Annotated in this window: 19 protein-coding genes and 1 tRNA gene; all 20 read right to left on the bottom strand. The window is 56.6% G+C overall.

Annotated elements, in window-relative coordinates:
* Positions 1-24: 24 nt before the first annotated feature.
* On the bottom strand, positions 25-273 hold the full coding sequence (locus ACWWD9_RS02310; RefSeq protein WP_455867604.1) for a hypothetical protein: 249 nt from the start codon (positions 271-273) through the stop codon (positions 25-27).
* 12 nt (positions 274-285) lie between these two features.
* Complete coding sequence (locus ACWWD9_RS02305) at positions 286-1,446, bottom strand: beta family protein (RefSeq protein ID WP_455867603.1); 1,161 nt, start codon at positions 1,444-1,446, stop codon at positions 286-288.
* Position 1,447: 1 nt separating this feature from the next.
* Positions 1,448-2,674 carry an ImmA/IrrE family metallo-endopeptidase gene (locus tag ACWWD9_RS02300; protein ID WP_455867602.1) on the bottom strand — a complete coding sequence of 409 codons (1,227 nt, stop codon included), beginning with the start codon at positions 2,672-2,674 and terminating at the stop codon, positions 1,448-1,450.
* A complete protein-coding gene (locus tag ACWWD9_RS02295; protein ID WP_455867601.1) occupies positions 2,655-2,948 on the bottom strand; it encodes a type II toxin-antitoxin system HigB family toxin in 294 nt (97 codons plus the stop codon). Before ACWWD9_RS02295 ends, ACWWD9_RS02300 begins: the two co-directional genes overlap by 20 nt.
* A gap of 158 nt (positions 2,949-3,106) precedes the next feature.
* Positions 3,107-3,182 (bottom strand) — tRNA-Thr (locus ACWWD9_RS02290).
* Between the two features lie 250 nt (positions 3,183-3,432).
* A complete protein-coding gene (gene clsB / locus ACWWD9_RS02285; protein ID WP_455867600.1) occupies positions 3,433-4,590 on the bottom strand; it encodes a cardiolipin synthase ClsB in 1,158 nt (385 codons plus the stop codon).
* A complete protein-coding gene (locus ACWWD9_RS02280; RefSeq protein WP_455867599.1) occupies positions 4,587-5,339 on the bottom strand; it encodes an endonuclease/exonuclease/phosphatase family protein in 753 nt (250 codons plus the stop codon). The genes clsB and ACWWD9_RS02280 overlap by 4 nt, the downstream gene beginning before the upstream one ends.
* 60 nt (positions 5,340-5,399) lie before the next feature.
* Positions 5,400-6,497, bottom strand: coding sequence for a quinolinate synthase NadA (gene nadA, locus ACWWD9_RS02275; protein WP_013443157.1), 1,098 nt, complete (start codon positions 6,495-6,497; stop codon positions 5,400-5,402).
* Positions 6,498-6,583: 86 nt separating this feature from the next.
* Positions 6,584-7,051, bottom strand: coding sequence for a dihydroneopterin triphosphate diphosphatase (nudB, locus tag ACWWD9_RS02270; protein ID WP_455867598.1), 468 nt, complete (start codon positions 7,049-7,051; stop codon positions 6,584-6,586).
* A gap of 79 nt (positions 7,052-7,130) precedes the next feature.
* Positions 7,131-7,658: an adenine phosphoribosyltransferase gene (locus ACWWD9_RS02265; RefSeq protein WP_455867597.1), complete on the bottom strand. Its 528-nt coding sequence runs from the start codon at positions 7,656-7,658 to the stop codon at positions 7,131-7,133.
* A gap of 23 nt (positions 7,659-7,681) precedes the next feature.
* A complete protein-coding gene (locus tag ACWWD9_RS02260; protein WP_159354993.1) occupies positions 7,682-8,278 on the bottom strand; it encodes a 2OG-Fe(II) oxygenase in 597 nt (198 codons plus the stop codon).
* Positions 8,279-8,289: 11 nt separating this feature from the next.
* The gene (locus tag ACWWD9_RS02255; protein WP_455867596.1) at positions 8,290-9,243 is read right to left on the bottom strand and encodes a tetratricopeptide repeat protein; all 954 of its coding nucleotides are present in this window, start codon (positions 9,241-9,243) and stop codon (positions 8,290-8,292) included.
* A 10-nt stretch (positions 9,244-9,253) separates the two neighbouring features.
* Positions 9,254-9,325, bottom strand: coding sequence for an SEC-C metal-binding domain-containing protein (locus tag ACWWD9_RS02250; protein ID WP_455868127.1), 72 nt, complete (start codon positions 9,323-9,325; stop codon positions 9,254-9,256).
* Between the two features lie 32 nt (positions 9,326-9,357).
* A complete protein-coding gene (gene aspS / locus ACWWD9_RS02245) occupies positions 9,358-11,142 on the bottom strand; it encodes an aspartate--tRNA ligase (protein ID WP_015830955.1) in 1,785 nt (594 codons plus the stop codon).
* Between the two features lie 10 nt (positions 11,143-11,152).
* A complete protein-coding gene (locus tag ACWWD9_RS02240) occupies positions 11,153-11,773 on the bottom strand; it encodes a DUF502 domain-containing protein (RefSeq protein WP_013443163.1) in 621 nt (206 codons plus the stop codon).
* Positions 11,774-11,795: 22 nt separating this feature from the next.
* On the bottom strand, positions 11,796-12,050 hold the full coding sequence (locus ACWWD9_RS02235; protein ID WP_455867595.1) for an FmdB family zinc ribbon protein: 255 nt from the start codon (positions 12,048-12,050) through the stop codon (positions 11,796-11,798).
* 194 nt (positions 12,051-12,244) lie between these two features.
* Positions 12,245-13,207 (bottom strand): electron transfer flavoprotein subunit alpha/FixB family protein, encoded by a 963-nt coding sequence (locus ACWWD9_RS02230; protein ID WP_455867594.1) that lies wholly within the window; start codon positions 13,205-13,207, stop codon positions 12,245-12,247.
* Positions 13,204-14,007 carry an electron transfer flavoprotein subunit beta/FixA family protein gene (locus ACWWD9_RS02225; protein WP_455867593.1) on the bottom strand — a complete coding sequence of 268 codons (804 nt, stop codon included), beginning with the start codon at positions 14,005-14,007 and terminating at the stop codon, positions 13,204-13,206. Before ACWWD9_RS02225 ends, ACWWD9_RS02230 begins: the two co-directional genes overlap by 4 nt.
* A complete protein-coding gene (locus ACWWD9_RS02220) occupies positions 14,004-15,437 on the bottom strand; it encodes a hypothetical protein (protein ID WP_455867592.1) in 1,434 nt (477 codons plus the stop codon). The genes ACWWD9_RS02225 and ACWWD9_RS02220 overlap by 4 nt, the downstream gene beginning before the upstream one ends.
* The gene (locus ACWWD9_RS02215) at positions 15,406-17,529 is read right to left on the bottom strand and encodes a heterodisulfide reductase-related iron-sulfur binding cluster (RefSeq protein ID WP_455867591.1); all 2,124 of its coding nucleotides are present in this window, start codon (positions 17,527-17,529) and stop codon (positions 15,406-15,408) included. Before ACWWD9_RS02215 ends, ACWWD9_RS02220 begins: the two co-directional genes overlap by 32 nt.
* Between the last annotated feature and the right edge of the window lie 80 nt (positions 17,530-17,609).

The following is a 17,609-nucleotide window of genomic DNA, read 5'->3' as shown; positions in this document are numbered from 1 at the left end:
GCCCGGGCCTCCTTAACTATAGAACTAGCGTTCCTTATTAGCTTGAGCCAATACGGTTGCGGCAAGTTCTTTAGTGGCAGCGGCATACTTTTCACTGTGCAGTACCTTAGATGCCAACGTTTCCATTTTCGCTCCGGTCTGTTTGTTGCCGTCACGCTGAGAAAGCGCCGACGCCGCTAAACTGCGAGCTACATTCGATGCCTGCTTGTTCAAAAGCGTCTCCGATGCCAGGGATGCGACCTTGGCTGATGTTTGCTTCGTGTTACGTGTCATGGTGCCTCCCCTTTATTCGTCTTGAGTAACAGTGATTCCAGAAACTGCAGTTTTGTATTGGAAGTCGTCAACTTCTGCGACTACGTACGCCAGATGATGGCTGGTATCGAAAGCAATCCACTTGGCATGCCCTCCGGGCCCTATCTTGATGCTGGGGTCCTTGAGCTTTTTGCTCCGCAAGGCAATCTCAGCGTCACCCCAGCTAAAGCCTTCACCCATGAAATAGGGTGAGTTGACCAATGTCGCAGCCAGCTTATACATCTGAGCACCTTTATCACCCTTCCGCATGGAGTGCCCCCTGAGCACATAAAAGTTCTGATCGATTGTATGGCGAATTTTTCCGTTCGCATCAGGTGCCACGACGTCGTCGACCGAGCCTGGCCCACGGACCCCGTAATCACCATAACGCATTGGAATCATGGGGTACTGCGTCAACATCGACTGCCATAAAAGCATCTCCTTACGAACGACTTTGCCGGTAGAGTCGTGATCTTTTACAGCTTTATCGATCGTGGAAGGTAAGGAGCAGCCGATTGTCGCAAAAAACTTAAAGCTCATAGGCGCCAATACCTGCAGTACACCATCAGTCTGATCGATAAGCTCGATGAGTGAACGTGCAGTTACATCGCCGAAATCGATGATGATTCCGCAACGCTTGGGGTCGATTCCGAGACCGTCGAGAATTTCTTGAATCCCCTCTTCCAAGAAGAATGGGTCAGCGGCATCTTCGATCGCTTGCGAATCCAACCGGATGCAGAAGTAGCCATCATCGGGCATTTCGACGCCTTGCATAGCTACACGATACACTGGGCTCTCCCAGCTATCAAAACCAACAACCGGCACAACATTGACACCCATTTTTCGAAGTTGCGAGTACAGATAAGGCAGCACATGCTCGCCAGTTTCTACTAAGGCTTCTGGATTCCACCGAGAGATGTCAGCCATCGCGTCGTGGCCCTTGCGGACATTAGCAATGCCCTGAGCAATATGATCCAAGTAAGCACAAGTTAATGCTGCACACTCCTTAAATCTTACCTGCTCACTTACTTTAGGCGTGATAGGAGGGATTTCAAATAGGGGAAGGACACGTTTTACATGATCCTTATTAATATTAGAAAGCGCTTCAAACTCGCCGGGCTTCGCTCTATAAATCGGGACGTACGTTTGTGCCATGCTATGCCTCACTGTCATCTATCGACTGATTGAACATCGCTCTTACCTGGTCTTGTCCCAAAATGTCAGTGAACAAATGGTAATTCCCAGTTTCTCTACGCAACCTACCGGCGATGATGGCAGGATGTATTCGTAATTCCCGAGATAGCCGATCTATTGATTCTCTACTCGGCGACACAAAAGCGTCACTCCGTTTCCAAATTAGCCTAGGAATAAAAGCTTCTCTTGCCAACCTGTTGGCTTCTGCTTCTCTCCTGTCTTCCGAAGATGCATCAAGGTCGTCAATAAAGGCATCCTGGTCATTAACATGCTTCCAGAGGTGAGCCACCTCATGCAAAAGAGTAAACCAGAAATTATCAAGACGATCATATCGAAGGGTTAGCCCAACAATAGGAGTGCCATCTAAATCTTTTAACGCTGCGCCGTCAACTAGTGTCCCTTTAAGATGGGGTTCAATTACTACCGCAATACCGTGCTTATTTAAGAACTCAACCGCCAAAAGCGGGCCACGCTCCGACCAGCTTAACTGCGCCAATTCTCTTAAAAAAGCTGCATTCAGAGCTTCCCGTTCAAACTTTCCAAGTTGGTCTTTCATACCTCTGGCCGTCTGTATCACACGTGCAAGCCAAGCGTACAAAGCATACTTAGTCGTAGGTGAATGCGCTTCCCCGCCAATAGATCGCCTAAATGACGCAGCTCCAAAACTTAAGCCTGCGTCAGCAATAAACTCCTTAACCACATCTTCTGCAGTAGATTTGACGCTATTCGAGAGGCGACCGAACCATCCGCGTTTAGTCATCTCACGGATGGGGAATTTTGACCAGTCAACTTCGCTTTTTTTCTGAGCATCTTCACTAGACGACAAGCCAATTAAAGTCTCTGCCGATAAGCCAAGTCCAACCGCTAACGCTCTAATCATCTGCACGGTGAGCGGTCGTTTCCGCCCCAAAACTTCGGAGACCCGACTGCTTGTTCCAAAATATGGGATTAAGTCAGCCCTTTTTAGTCCTTTTTCGTTCATCCTAAACAATATCGCATCAATTGGATCAGGACTTTCTATTGGATACTTTGTATTCTCATATGACTCAAGAAGGACAGTCAGTAACTCTAATCGCTCGCTATCTTCAGTACCAAGAGCAACTCCTTTCGCCATCAACGTCTGCACTTCGCTGAGGTAAGCGTCGTACTGTTCCTTGGTACGGATGACCTTAGCTTCCATATGCTTCATCTTCAATCTTTAATTCCGTAATAAGCACTACCCCTTGCGGATAGGCAATAAGCAAACAAATTTTCCAACCGCAATCTGCAACCTGAAATACAAATGAGCTCTGGTCAATAGTGTGGACGCTGGGGAATTGAGCCTTCACGTCCGCGGCATGTTTCCAGTTGGCTGCTGTCACCTCGGCGGCCCAACTGACAAGCCATTTCTGAGCTTGCTCGCTAAGTCCCCGAAGTTTTTCAAGTCGTTCACGTCCTAGTAGCACCATGATTTTCTTTCTCACTTTGGGAGCATAATTACACAAACAAAAAATTGTGTCAACCTCCCAATTTGGGAGGTTAAGAATATATTGTCATGATTCAAAGTATGCTGCGATATGCAAAGAAGGATTGGAAACCATAAAGCAAAAAGGGCCACCCGTTTGGGTGGCCCTTCTCTGGTTGGTGCCGCTGACCGGAATCGAACTGGTGACCTTCGCATTACGAATGCGCTGCTCTACCGACTGAGCTACAGCGGCTAAACCTGAAAACTCTTGTTGAACTTGCTTCTGATGTACCACACCGCCAGACCAGTGAAGTCATCAAGCTGTTGTTTTTATTACGTTTTACATCATCATGCCGAGTATCGCGCACCGATTACGAATGAGCTGCTCTACCAACTGAGCTACACCGGCACTTGAAAGAACTGCATGAGGAATGCAGGGCTTGAATTATAAGGGCTTGCGGCGGCGAGGGCAAACCGCGGCGTGACATTGCCCACGCTAAAACCTAGTGCTGATTGCCGTAGCCGATGAGGCCGAGGATGAAACGGACAGCGCCGAACACCAGCCAGGAGAAGCCGCGGCGGATGAAGTGGCCACGCTGCCATTCTTGTGGGCGTATCTGCACGGCGCCATCCTGAATCGCCCGCTCCAGATCATGCTTGAGGGTTAAGGCAAAGGTATTGTCCATGACCACGACATTGGCCTCACGCGCGAGCAGAAGGCTGAATGGGTCGATATTGGATGAGCCAACGGTGGCCCATTTGCTATCGACCACAGCGACTTTGCTGTGCATGAAGCTTTTGCGGTATTCGTAAATCTCGATGCCGCTATCCAGCAGCTGGTGATAGATGGCGTGGGTGGCGGTCATAAAGACGTATTCGAGCCGCCCTTGCAGCAGCAGCCGCACACGCACGCCGCGCTGGGCGGCTGCGATGAGGGCGCGGCGAAAGCGGCGGCCGGGCAAAAAGTAGGCATTGGCGATGATGATGTCATCGCGCGCGCGGCCGATGGCTTGCAGGTACATGCGCTCGATATCGCGCCGGTGCAGCACGTTATCGCGAATGACAAAGGCGGCGCGTACGTTGCCTGTGATGCCGGGTCTGGTGTCGCCATCCACCGTGGAGGCGTAGCGCACTTGCAGGTGCATCCAGGCGATGCGCCGCCACAGGCGCTCTACGCGCAGCTGTATTTCGGGCAGCAGCGGGCCTTGCACCCGCACAGCATAATCAATGCGCGGGCCCATGTTGCCCGGCACGTCCATGTCGTCAATGATGTTGATGCCGCCGACAAAAGCCACTTGCGCATCCACCGTGACCAGCTTGCGGTGCAGGCGTCGAAGGCGGTTGCGCTTGAAGGTCCACGGTGAAATCCTGGGGCGGTAAAACAGCACCTGCACGCCCGCCTGCTCCAGTTGCTCGCGGGTATTTTCCGGGAAAGATCGCGAGCCATACCCATCCAGCAGCAGATGCACCTGCACGCCGCGGGCGGCCGCATGCATCAGCGATGCGGTCACCTGCTGGCCGATGTCGTCCATCTCGTAGATATAGGTTTCGAGGAAAATCTCGTAGCGCGCGCTATCCAGCGCTTGCAGCAGGGCGGGGAAATATTCCGTGCCATTGCGCAGCAGGCGTATATCGTTACCCCGGCTGTAGCGTGGTCTCATCGTTTTTCCAGCACGGCGGAAAGAGCGGCGTGGTCGGAGGTGAGTGCAGTGCGGGGGCCACCGTGCACATGCGCGCTATGAATATTGAAGCCGCGCACATAGATGCGGTCCAGCCGGAATAGCGGAAACATGGAAGGAAAGCTGCGCGCTGGTTTGCCATGGGCATGCTCAAACACTTCGCGCATGTTCAGCCCATCCATCACCTGATGCCCGGCAGAGAGGCGCCAGTCGTTAAAATCGCCAGCGATCACCAGCGGCGCATCTTCCGGAATTACCGCGTGGATGTAATCACGCAGGGCACCAAATTGCTTAAAGCGCCAGCGGGCCAGCAGGCCCAGATGCACGCAGATGCAATGCAGGGTTTGCGGCCAGCCTTCTATCGCGATTTCACAATGCAGCAGGCCGCGCTGCTCGATTTCATGCGCAGAAATATCGTGGGTGGTGGATTGCAGGATGGGAAAGCGCGACAGCACCGCATTGCCATGATGGCCGCCGGGGTAAACCGCGTTTTTGCCATAGGCGTAGTTGGGGCCGCAGGCGTCAGCCAGAAAATGCGTTTGCCCGGTAGCGGGCCAGTGCTTGAAGCGCAGGCCGTTGCCATGGTGCTCGTCCTGCACTTCCTGCAAAAACACCACGTCGGCCTGCAGGTTGCGGATCATCTCGCGCTGATCGTGCAGGGCCAGACGCGCGTTGAAGCTCGTCAGCCCTTTGTGAATATTGAATGTGGCTACGCGCAGCGTGGGCAGCATGGAATCCCGATTGAGTGAACACGCAAGGTGCGACGCTGAATCGGCATCAAGGTTCCTCGCTTATGAGGCATCCAGCATGCGTTGCAGCGTGAGCTTGGCCAACTCGGCCTCGTGTGGCGGCACGCTGATGCGGTTGACCACATTGCCATCCGCCAGGTTTTCCAGCGTCCAGGCCAGGTGTTGCGGGTCTATGCGCGCCATGGTCGAGCACTCGCAGATCACGTGCGACATGAATTGCACCAGCTTGCCTTCAGGCTTCATCTGCTCGGCCAGGCGGTTCACCAGATTCAGTTCGGTGCCCACCAGCCACTTGGTGCCCGCAGGCGCTTCGGAGACCGTCTTGAGGATATATTCGGTAGAGCCGACATAGTCCGAATTCAGGCACACCTCAAACGGTGACTCGGGGTGTGAGATGACAAAGCCATCTGGATGCTCGGCGCGGAAACGGGTGATGTTCTGCTCGCGGAACATCTGGTGCACGGCGCAGTGGCCTTTCCACAGCAGAATCTTGGCATTCTTGATCTGCTCTTCAGTGAGGCCGCCCATGGGCTGGTCCGGGTCCCACACTGGCATTTGCTCCAGTGGGATGCCCATCTTGTAACCGCTCCAGCGACCCAGATTCTGATCGGGGAAGAACAGGACCTTTTCGCGCTGGGCAAACGCCCATTCCAGAATCTTGGGCGCATTGGTCGAGGTGCAGACGATGCCGCCGTGCTCGCCGCAAAAAGCTTTGAGGTCAGCTGCAGAGTTGATGTAAGTGACTGGCGTAATGGTGGCATCAAAATCCAGCACCTTGGCCAGCTCGCGGCGCGAACGCTCCACCTTGGCCAGGTTGGCCATATCGGCCATGGAGCAGCCAGCCGCCAGATCAGGCAGAATCGCGATCTGCTCGGGGCGCGACAGGATATCCGCCACCTCAGCCATGAAATGCACGCCCAGAAACACGATGTACTCCGCATCCGTCTGCGCGGCAAAGCGCGACAGCTTCAGCGAGTCACCGGTGTAATCCGCATGGCGGTAAACGCTTTCCTGCTGATAATGGTGACCCAGGATCACCAGGCGCTTGCCCAGCTTGGCCTTAGCCGCCAGAATGCGTTCCTGGCAATCATCCTCGGCGGCGTGTTGGTAGCGTTCAAATTTGATGGTGGCTGTTTGCATGATTTCCGTTTACCTGTTGGGGCGCAAGCATCTGGCTGCTGCCCTATTGTGAGCCTGGGGCTCGAATTTCAAAAAAACACCTGACTCTATAATGTTTCACCATGGCGGGCGCCCAGCATGCGCAGGGCTTCGACATTGGTCCATGAAAATACTTTTTTGGCGGCCTCGCGCCAGTCCACCCATTCATAGCGCACATGCTCATCCGGCGCGAGCTGCACCGGCAATGGGGCAGGTAACTCAAGGCCGAACACATGCTCGGTATTCTCCGTTACCCCTGGCGCGTAGCGATAACGCCAGTGTGGGTAGATTTCGTACACATTGGATGCCTGCCAGTCGCTGAAGGCATACTGCCGGGCATCCAGTCCGGTTTCTTCTGCCACCTCGCGTATGGCCGCATCAAACGGAGCTTCCAGCGTGCCATCGGACAGGCGTTCCACACTGCCCGTCACCGATTGCCAATAACCCACCTTGTCGGCGCGCTCCATCAGCAGCACCTGCAAATCCGGCGTATGAATCACGATCAGGGCCGATACCGGAATTTTAAAAGAAGACATGGTCGAGTGACAGGCTAAAAGTTAAGTGGAATCGCACTATACCAGCGGGTGAGTGGCGAAAGCTTGGCTCTCCCCAAAATCAGTCACCCTCAAATTCGCATAGCGCATAAGCTTTGAGGCCCAGCGCGGCCAATCGTTTCATCCCACCCAGATCCGGCAGGTCGACAATAAACGCACATTCGGTCACTTCGCCACCCAGCTGACGTATCAGCATCACCGCCGCCTCGGCGGTGCCACCCGTGGCAATCAGATCGTCCACCAACAGAACCCGTTCACCCGGCGCAATCGCATCGGTATGAATTTCCACACGATCAGTGCCATATTCCAGCGCATAGTCATGCCCCAGCACCTCGCCCGGCAGCTTGCCGCGCTTGCGCACCGGCACAAAGCCCACGCCCAGCTGATAGGCCAGCGCTGCGCCCACGATAAAGCCACGCGACTCAATGCCCACCACCTTGGCTATGGTCTCGCCACGATAGCGCGCCGCCAGCTGGTCTATGGTCAGCCGTAAGCCCTCGGCATCTTTCAGCAGCGTGGTGATATCACGAAACTGGATACCCGGCTTGGGGTAATCGGGGATAGTGCGGATAAGAGATTTGATGGTCATGAATATTTTTGTGAAAAATCAGCTCAATGAGGCAATAGCAACCAGCCTGTGACGATGTATTTGGAACCCTGCGACACCACTTCGCCAGCATGCGCATGCGTCCACTCGGCTGGCCAGATCAGGGTTTTGCCTTTTTCAGGTTTGATTCTGAGTTGCTGATGCACGAAGTGGGTATGGCCATCCTCAAAATCATCATTGAGATACGTCATGAAGGCAAACAGCCTGTGCAAAGAGGCAATGTCCGTGCGCTCGCTGTGTACATGGGCAAAATGGCCGCCCGGATTGTATTTCTGGATATTGAATCGGCCAATATCCAGCACGGGAAAGGTCTTCTCCAGAAAAGGCCACTGCTTGGCGTAAGCGGTATAGCAAGCGTAGAGCTGCGCGATATACGCCTTGATGCAGCGATGGCTGGGCGTATTGATATCCGCCGGAGCAATCGACATATCCAGCGAGTTTTTGATATTCGGATCAAAGCCTTCCAGCGTGACACCCTGGCGCTGCCTGTCCTGGTGCTCCTCAAAAAAACGGATGAGCTCATCGCACAAGGATACGTCATCCAGCTTCCAGGCACCGATAAAATGCGGGCTGGTCTCACAGCTAATATTGAGTTGTTCCATGTCTTTCACGCCTATACCGTGGCGTACCCCTTCCCCAGCCTGAATCGTATAAACCCGGAACCCTTGCGTATGGTTTCCAGCCCCTTGGTATGCATGCCTTGCGATAAATAGAGGTTACCCAGGTTATCAAAAGCTTCCTTGAAATTCTTGTGCGCCTTGATCAGACGCTCATAGGTTTCAATGGCACCCGCAATATCGCCGCTCCCCTTGAGAGCTGTGCCCAGGTTGAGCAGGATTTCCGGTTTATCAGCGATGTGTTGCAAGGCCGTACGATAGCTTGTGATAGCGTCGGCATATTGACGCTTTGCCAGATAGGCGTTGCCCAGGTTGATATACGCTGTATGAAAATCCGGATACCCGGCAATAATCGCCTGCAAGCGCTGAATGGCTTCATCCGTCTTGCCGGCATTCAGCAAGGCATTCGAGAGATTGAACCTGGCCTCCAGGTGATCACCCTGCATCGCCAGCACCCGCTCATACGATTCAATCGCCGCCGCGTACTGCCCGGCTTGCGCCAGGGTATTGGCGAGATTGAAATGCGCCTCCCATACCTGCGGATTGCTCGCAATCACATAGCGAAAACTGGCGATGGCCTCGTTTAACTGGCCCAATGCTTTTTGCTGCACTCCCAGCAGAAAATAGGCCTCTGCATATTGCGGATTGACCTTGATCGCTGCCTGCAGACTGGCAACCGCCTCTTTGATCTTCTTCTGCTCTACATAGAAGACCGCAAGGTTGTAATGCGCATCGGCAATATCCGGATGAATGGCCAGCGCCTGCTTGCACATCGCAATCGCCTGCTGCAAGCGCCCGCAGACGTAATGCAGATTGGCATAGTTGAGATACACCGCCGGGTTGCGTGATCGCATGCCGAGCAGCTGGCGAAAAACGGCTTCCGCCTCCTTGAACTGCCCTCGCTGTTGCAAGAGCAAGGCCTGATCCAGCAGCTGGTTCTCGTTCACCATGGAATTGAGCCTAGCACTGTTTATATTTTTTACCGCTGCCGCAAACGCAAGGATCGTTGCGGCCCGGTTTTGCTGCTGACATCAATCTCGCTCAGGCCTTTGCTAATCGCAACATCAGGCTGCAGCGTTCTGTTGCCGCACGCGGATATGCAACTCACGCAACTGCTTCTCGTCGACTTCGTTGGGCGCATTGGTCATCAGACATTGCGCGCGCTGGGTCTTGGGGAAGGCAATCACGTCGCGGATGGATTCAGCACCGGCCATCAGGGTAACCAGGCGGTCGAGACCGAAAGCCAGGCCGCCGTGCGGTGGGGCACCATATTGCAGCGCGTCGAGCAGGAAGCCGAATTTCTCCTGGGCTTCTTCCTTGCTGATCTTGAGCGCGTCGAATACCTTGGACTGCACTTCCTGCTTGTGGATACGCACGGAACCGCCGCCGACTTCCCAGCCGTTGAGCACCATGTCATACGCTTTGGACAGGGCGGCACCGGGGTTGGTGGTGAGCAGGTCTTCGTGACCATCCTTGGGGCTGGTGAAGGGGTGGTGCAGTGCGACCCAGCGGTCGGCTTCTTCGTCGTGTTCGAACATGGGGAAATCCACCACCCACAGCGGTGCCCAGGCACGGCCATCGACATGGCCTTTTTCGTGGCCAACCTTGGTACGCAGGGCGCCCAGTGCTTCGTTCACCACCTTGGCCTTATCAGCACCGAAGAACACGATGTCGCCATTTTGCGCACCGGTGCGGTCGATAATGGCTTGCAGCGCGTTAACGTGGATGTTCTTGACGATGGGGCTTTGCAGGCCTTCTTCGTTGAGCTTGGTGATGTCGTTGATCTTGATGTAAGCCAGACCCTTGGCACCGTAGATCTTGACGAACTCAGTGTAGGCATCGATCTCGGAACGGCTGATGGCGGCGCCGTTTGGCACGCGCATGGCGGCCACGCGACCACCTACCATATTGGCAGCACCGGCGAACACCTTGAAATCCACATCTTTCATGATGTCGGTCAGCTCGGTGATTTCCAGCGTCACGCGCATGTCGGGCTTGTCGGAGCCGTATTTGTTCATGGCTTCGGAGAATGGCATGCGGGGGAACTGCGCAGGCAGGTCAATATCCTGCACGCTCTTGAACATCTTGCGGATCATGTCTTCCACGATGTTCATGATCTCTTCTTCGCCGAGGAAGGAAGTTTCGATATCGACCTGGGTGAATTCAGGCTGACGGTCCGCACGCAAGTCTTCGTCGCGGAAACACTTGGTGATCTGGAAGTAGCGGTCAAAGCCCGACACCATCAGCAATTGCTTGAACAGCTGAGGCGATTGCGGCAGCGCGAAGAACTGGCCGTGATGCACGCGGGATGGCACCAGGTAATCGCGGGCACCTTCCGGGGTGGAGCGCGTCAGCATAGGCGTTTCGACTTCAATAAAGCCGTTGCTATCCAGATGGTCACGCAGGGTCTTGGCAACGCGGTAGCGCAGCATCATGTTTTTCTGCATGGCGGGGCGACGCAGGTCGATATAGCGATGCTCGAGGCGCACCATTTCGCTCAGGTTGTCGTCGTCCAGCATGAACGGTGGCGTCAGCGATGGGTTGAGAATCTCAATCTCGGTCGCCAGCATTTCAACTTCGCCAGTAGGAATATTGGCATTCACCGTGCCTTCAGGGCGGGCGCGCACCTTGCACACCACCTTCAGCACAAATTCGCTGCGTACGGTTTCGGCCAGCTTGAAAGCTTCCGGCGTATCAGGGTCGATCACGATCTGGGCCATGCCTTCGCGGTCGCGCAGGTCGATAAAGATCACGCCACCATGGTCACGGCGGCGATGCGCCCAGCCGCACAGGGTAACAGTCTGGCCAATGTGTTCGCGGTTCAGGTGACCGCAGTAATGAGTACGCATAGTGAATATCTTATTTTGTCGGGTTGGTGATGATAGGGGATTTGTCGGCCGGAGCCACCACCCCCATGGAAATAATGTACTTGAGCGCTTCGTCCACACTCATGTCGAGCTCGACCACATCCTCGCGCGGCATCATCAGAAAGAAGCCGGACGTCGGGTTGGGCGTGGTCGGCACATACACGCTGACGTAATCGCCCTTGAGATGATTCGAGACATCGCCGCCAGGCTGACCAGTGAGGAAAGCCACGGTCCAGCTGCCTTCACGCGGGTATTGCACCAGCAGTGCCTTGCGAAAGGCATTGCCGGAATCGGAAAACAGCGTGTCGGACACCTGCTTGACGCTGTTGTAGATGCTTTTTACCACCGGCACCCGGCCCAGCAGGTTTTCCCACAGGGCGATCAGCTGCTTGCCGAAAAAGTTGGTCGCCACCAGCCCAGTGACGAAAATAATCAGCAAGGTGAGGATGGCGCCAATGCCGGGGATGCTGCGGCCGAACTGCGCTTCAGGACGCCAGGCCAGCGGCAGCAGCAGCAGGCTCTGGTCCATCAGGCCGATCAGGGTCGCCAGTACCCAGGCAGTAATGAACAGCGGCACCAGCACCAGAAGGCCGGTAATAAAATAACGCTTCATGTAGGGATTCTTGATTTAGGGGTTAGTGGCAAGCACAGCCGGGGTTGCAGGCGGCAGCGGCCGCCTCAGTCTTTTTTTCGGATTTGCTGCTCCCACCCTTGAAATCGGTGGCATACCAGCCCGTGCCATTCAACTGAAAGCTGGGGGCCGACACCTGCTTGGCAAAGGTTTCCTTGCCACACTCGGGGCAGGCGGTATTCAAGGTCGCTTCACTGATCTTGCGCATGACTTCTTTTTTGAATCCGCAACTGGTGCATTGATAATCGTAAATAGGCATGACGAATCCTATATATAAACGTAAATGATAAAAAACGTAATTATACCCGAACACAAGCCCATACATAGGGCGATTAGGGCGAATTATCAAGTGCTTGGCTCAGGCGCGCCACAATAAAAAAACCGCCAGCCCCAGGGCTGACGGTTTGGTATGGCAGCCGCTTTCAAGCAGGATGAAAGCGGAAACACGCGGACTCAGGCAAGCTGGGCTTGCAGCTCCTCCTGTATCTCGAAGATATCCGCCACGATGCCGTACTTGGCAATGGTGAAAATCGACGCGCCGGGATCGGTATTGACCGCGACGATGGTGTTCACATGCTTCATGCCCGCCATGTGCTGGATGGAACCGGAAATCCCCATCGCCACATACAGCTTGCACGCACTCACCACCTTGCCGGATTGCCCGACCTGGCGCGACTTGGGCAGCCAGCCAGCATCGGCTATCGGCCGCGAGCAGCACAGGGTGGCGTCGATGTTATCCGCCAGCTCGCGGAAGTCTTCCACATTGGCTTCTTCGCCGATGCCACGGCCGATGGACATGATGAACTCGACCGTGGTGATGTCGATATCGCCACCACCGCCCTGCTCAATGAACTCCAGCGGACGGCTGCGGGCGCTCAGCTCACTGCGGTCATCCACCGTCAGCAGCGGAGCCGCTGCGGTTTCTACCGGCTTGAAGGCGCCACCACGTATGGTCATTACCGCACAGGCATGACCGGGGAAATCCACCTCGACATTCACCTTCTGGTTATAGCCGCCACGCGTGGCAACCAGCGCGCCGCCATCGTAGGCGAGCTTGAAGACATCGGTGGCATAACCATACCCGCCCTTCACCGCCACCGCTGTGGCGTAGCCCAATGAATCCACACTGTGCGGCAACAGCACGGCAATGGGTTTGCGCGAGACAATCAGCGCAGACACTGCCTGTTCGGCCAGCTCAGGTTCAAACTCGGCACTATTGGTCTTGCAGGCAATGATTTCGTCAACACCTGCCCATTGCAGCTGGCTGGCGAGCGACTCCGCCTCTTGACCAATAATCGCCAGCAGCACGCGGTCATCCGCCGCCGTTTTCAGTTGCTGGGCGGCGGTGATCAGCTCCAGCGTCACCGGGCGCACTTCGCCGCGCCGGTGTTCGGCTACTACAAGAATAGTGTTCATGCAGCTTCTCCCTTGTATTCCTTGATGATTTCAATCAGCTTGGCAGCTTGCTCGGCGATCGTGCCTTCTATCATCTGGGCGCGACCCTTGACCGGAATTTCCATGCGGCGCACGCGGGATAGCGCAGCGGTGGCGCCTACTTGCGTAGCATCCAGCCCCAAGTCACCCAGGCTCCAGTGTTCAATCGGTTTGGCGGCCGCCTGCTTGATGCCCCGCAGCGAGGCATAGCGTGGCTTGTTGATGCCAAGTTGCAAGGTCAGCACGGCCGGGCAATCAATCTCCACTGCCTGCAGCATGCCGCCTTCCAGCTCGCGCTTGATGCGGGCCGTGGCAGCACCGGGCTGATACTCCAGCTCGGCCACCACGGCGGCATGCGGCCAATCGAGGCTAGCGGCAATTGCCATGCCAGTGGCAGCATTGGCCTGGTCCGAGGACTGCACACCGGCAAACACCATGGCAGGTGCTTCCTTTTTCACCACGCTCGCCAGAATGCGGCCTATGGTCACGGCATCCGAGCCTTCCATGGCGTCATCCCACACACGGATGGCGCGATCAGCGCCTTTGGCCAGGCACTTGCGCAGGCTTTCATCAACACGCTCCGGGCCCACCGAGACGGCAATCACTTCCACCGCGCCCTCGGCAGCGGCTTCCTTGATCTTCATGGCCTCTTCCAGCGAGTAGTCATCCCACTCATTGAGGTCATACATCAGAAAATCCTCATCCACATCCAGGCCATCGGCGCGTATCTCGAAATCATCATCGAGCGCGGCCACCTGTTTTACTGCCACTACTATTTTCATGCCTTCCTCCTGTAGAAATACCGGTCGGCCACCGGGCGCAAGGCGCGCGCGGCCAGCCATTGAAATAAGGCAAAACGCACCCGTGCATCGGGGTCGTCCCGCAGTTGCCATTTGTCCTGGTCGCTGAGCTTGGGGCTGCTCGCCAGCATCACGCGATGCAGGTAATACGGGTCTTGCAGCAGCGGCAGCAAAATATCAGGGCCCGCTGCCGGATTCAGGATCACGCCGCGCCGCACGTCCAGCTCCTCGGAGAACACCAGGCGCTTCAGCAGCACGGGCGCTGTGTGTGGATTGGCCGCCACACCGGACAGCACATCCACCGCGCTATCGCGCGCCAGGCTCGCCATCAGGCAGGAAGTGACATTGGGCTGATACGCCACCGCTGCACGCACCCAGCTTCTATGGTCAGAAGCCAGTTTCTCCAGCAGGGTGATGGGGCAATTCGGATTACGCGCCACAGCACGGCGCACATCTTCATGAATATCCAGCGCGAGCTTTTGCAGCACATGCTTGCCCGCCATGGGATTACGGCCCAGCCATTGCCGCACCCAGGGGTCGTGGTCCTCCGCCAGCATCTGCATGAGCGTAGGTGCAAGGTCGGCGCGGCAGGCCACCGCGCGGCGCACGCTATCGCTTTCGTCCAGCGCCAGGCGCGCAGTCAGATGCACAGGCAAATCTGCCCGCGTCGCCAGTGCCGCACGTATGGCGTTGTCTTTGTGCTGGCTCAGGGTATCCACCAGGGCAGCGGGCAACTGCGGATGCTTGACCAGGGCACGCAAGATCAGGGTTTCGGTGGATTTGGCCGCTTGCAGCAGCAGGGCTTCCGGCACATGCTTGTGCCCCAGCACGGCGGCCCGCACAAACTTGTCACCACGGTGGTAGAGCGTGGCCAGCAGATCCACCGGCACTGCCGCATGGCTGGCGATTTCCTTGTCAAAACGCCTGGGGAAACGCTGCGCCAGCAGGCGCAATACCTCAGGCTGCGCACTGGGATTGCGCGCCAGCCCTTTCAACACCACCTGATCGTGATCGCCCATGGCAATCTGCAGCAGCAAGGGCGCAGGCGTATTGGCGTGCAGGGCGAGAAGGCCTGTCAGCGCAGGGTCGTCCGACTGGCTGAACTGATGCTTGAGCGTGCTGCCCCCGGTATTGCGGTGCTTGACCACGCGCCGTGCCAGCGGCATGTGCTCCAGCCGCGACAGGGCATCCAGCACATTGGCGGGCGTATGCTCCCAGCGCGCCAGCATCAGCACATCGCGGCGACTGCCAAACAAGCGTTCCTCCAGCCGCTGGCGCTGCCTGGTATCGGCAATGCCATGCACGGCCACCGCCGCATAAAAATCACCACTTTCCAGCACATGCGCCAGCAGCGCCTGTGCGGTCATGGGAACCTGTGACTCAGACTTCGACAGAAAGCGCTGGGGACTCATCGTATTCCACACATTCTTCTATCAGTTCAATCAGCTCACGCACCACAAACTTGCCCTCGTAGCCCGAGGTCTTCAGGGCATCCTCAAACATGGTGAGATCCTTGGGGCAGGACACCACGAACACTTGCAGGCCTTCGATGGCGCCCGCTTCGTGCATGCGGTTCTGCGAGGGTTTTTCCGTGCCCGGCGCATCGGGGATCCAGATACGGCCGCCACCCGCGCCGCAGCAGAAGGAGTTGTCGCGATTGCGCCCCATCTCCACCAGCTCGCAACCCAGCATCTGCAGGATGTCGCGCGGCGCATCAAAGCCCTTGTTGTAGCGGCCCAGGTGGCAAGGGTCATGGAAGGTCACGCGGTAACCCAACGTTTTGCTCAGGCGCAATCGGCCTTGCAGCAACAGCTCGCGCACTACGGTGGTGTAATGCTGAATCTCGAATTCGCCGCCAAAGTCCGGGTATTCGTTGCGAATGGTGTTGTAGGAGTGCGGGTCGGTGGTGACCACGGACTTGAACTCGCAATCCCGTATCGAGGTGATGTTGGCGGTGGCGAGGTATTCATACAGCCCCTCCTCACCCACGCGGCGTACATCGTTGCCCGCGTTCATTTCACCTTCAAACAGCAGGCCAAAATCCACCCCGGCCTGATGCATCAGCCGGGCAAAGGCACGGGTAACTTTCTGGTTGCGCGGATCAAACGAGGCGTAATCGCCGACAAACCACAGCATGTCCACCGCCTCCTTGCGCGCATCCTTGATGGTAAACGGCAGCTCCTTGGTCCAGGCGGCGCGCTTGCGTTTGGATTCGCCAAACGAATTGCCGGTTTTATGGATGGTCTGCAGGGTTTTCTCCAGCAGCGGTTCCATGTTGCCGTCTTCCACCAGCTTGCGGCGCATCTGCACAATAATCGGCACATGCTCCACCGCCACCGGGCAGATTTCCACGCAGGCCAGGCAGGTACGGCACGACCACAGAGTCTCCATGAACACCTGCCCCGGGCCTTTGCCATGCACATCCAGCTCGGCTTTTTCCGGCAGGGTGGCGGCATTGAGGCTCTGGTTGGCAAACTCGCGCAGCGACAGAATCACATCACGCGGGGATAGCGGCGCCCCCACGGCATTGGCCGGGCAAGCCTCGTGGCAGCGGCCGCACTTGGTGCAGGCATCCAGATGCAGCAGCTCTTTCCATTTGAAATCGGTGATGTACTGATAGCCCGCGCTGGCCTGCTCTTCCGGCACCTTGGGCAGACGACGGCCTGCCAGGGGGTCGCGCAGCATCAGCGAGGTGGGCGCGGTGACAATATGCTTGATCTTGCTGTAGGGAATGAGCGCAATAAAGGTCAGCGCCAGCAGACCGTGAAACCACCACAGGCCGCTGCGGAACAGCCCGGCACCTTCCGGTGACAAGCCCATCCATTGCATGACATGCGCCATGACAGCACCGACCGGTGACCAGAAGCGCAGGTCCCACACCGTGGGCTGACCGCTCAGCCAGACCAGACGGGTGGCTTCCAGCACAAAGCCGGTGACGCCGATCAGGATCAGCGCCCACAGAAAGGCCCAGTCCTCACGGCGATAGCCACTGCGATCGTAATCCGGGTCTTGCGGGCTGCGGTCCGGCCGGGCGTAATCCAACTTGGGCAGCTTCAGCCACTGGCGGCGATACATCATGTAGAGCACGCCGGCGATCAGGCCTGCGCCGGCAATATCCAGCACCAGCGAAAACCACAGGTAGAACTCGCCATGCCAGAAGCGCCAGCCAAACAGCGGCTGCAAAATGTCATATTCAAGCGTGATGGTCGCCGTGCCAATGAACAGCAGGGCAAAGCCGAAGAAGATGAGCGCATGGGCGCGCCCTGCCTTGCGATCCCGCCGCACCAGCGTGCGGTGTGTTAGCATATCCTGCACCATGTTGATGGCACGCTGGCGCCAGGCGCCGATATCCAGCGGACGGCCGCGCCGGTATTTACGCACCTGGGTGTACACACCGTGGGCAAAGATGCCGATGGCGGTGTAGCCCAGCAGGTAAAACAGGGTGATGCTCCAGGAAGAAAAATCCTGAAAAAGAATGCGGGTGACCAGGGTGGTATCGCTCATGAACTGTCTCTTTTGCTTTTCGGCTCTTCACAGCCCGGGCGGCTGACCTGCAAGCCAGCGGGAAGCCCTGCCTCCCGCTT

This window comes from Methylovorus sp. SPW-M1 (assembly GCF_053848825.1).
The sequence above is the reverse complement of the archived record's forward strand: the minus strand, read 5'-3'. Positions and strand labels throughout refer to the sequence as shown.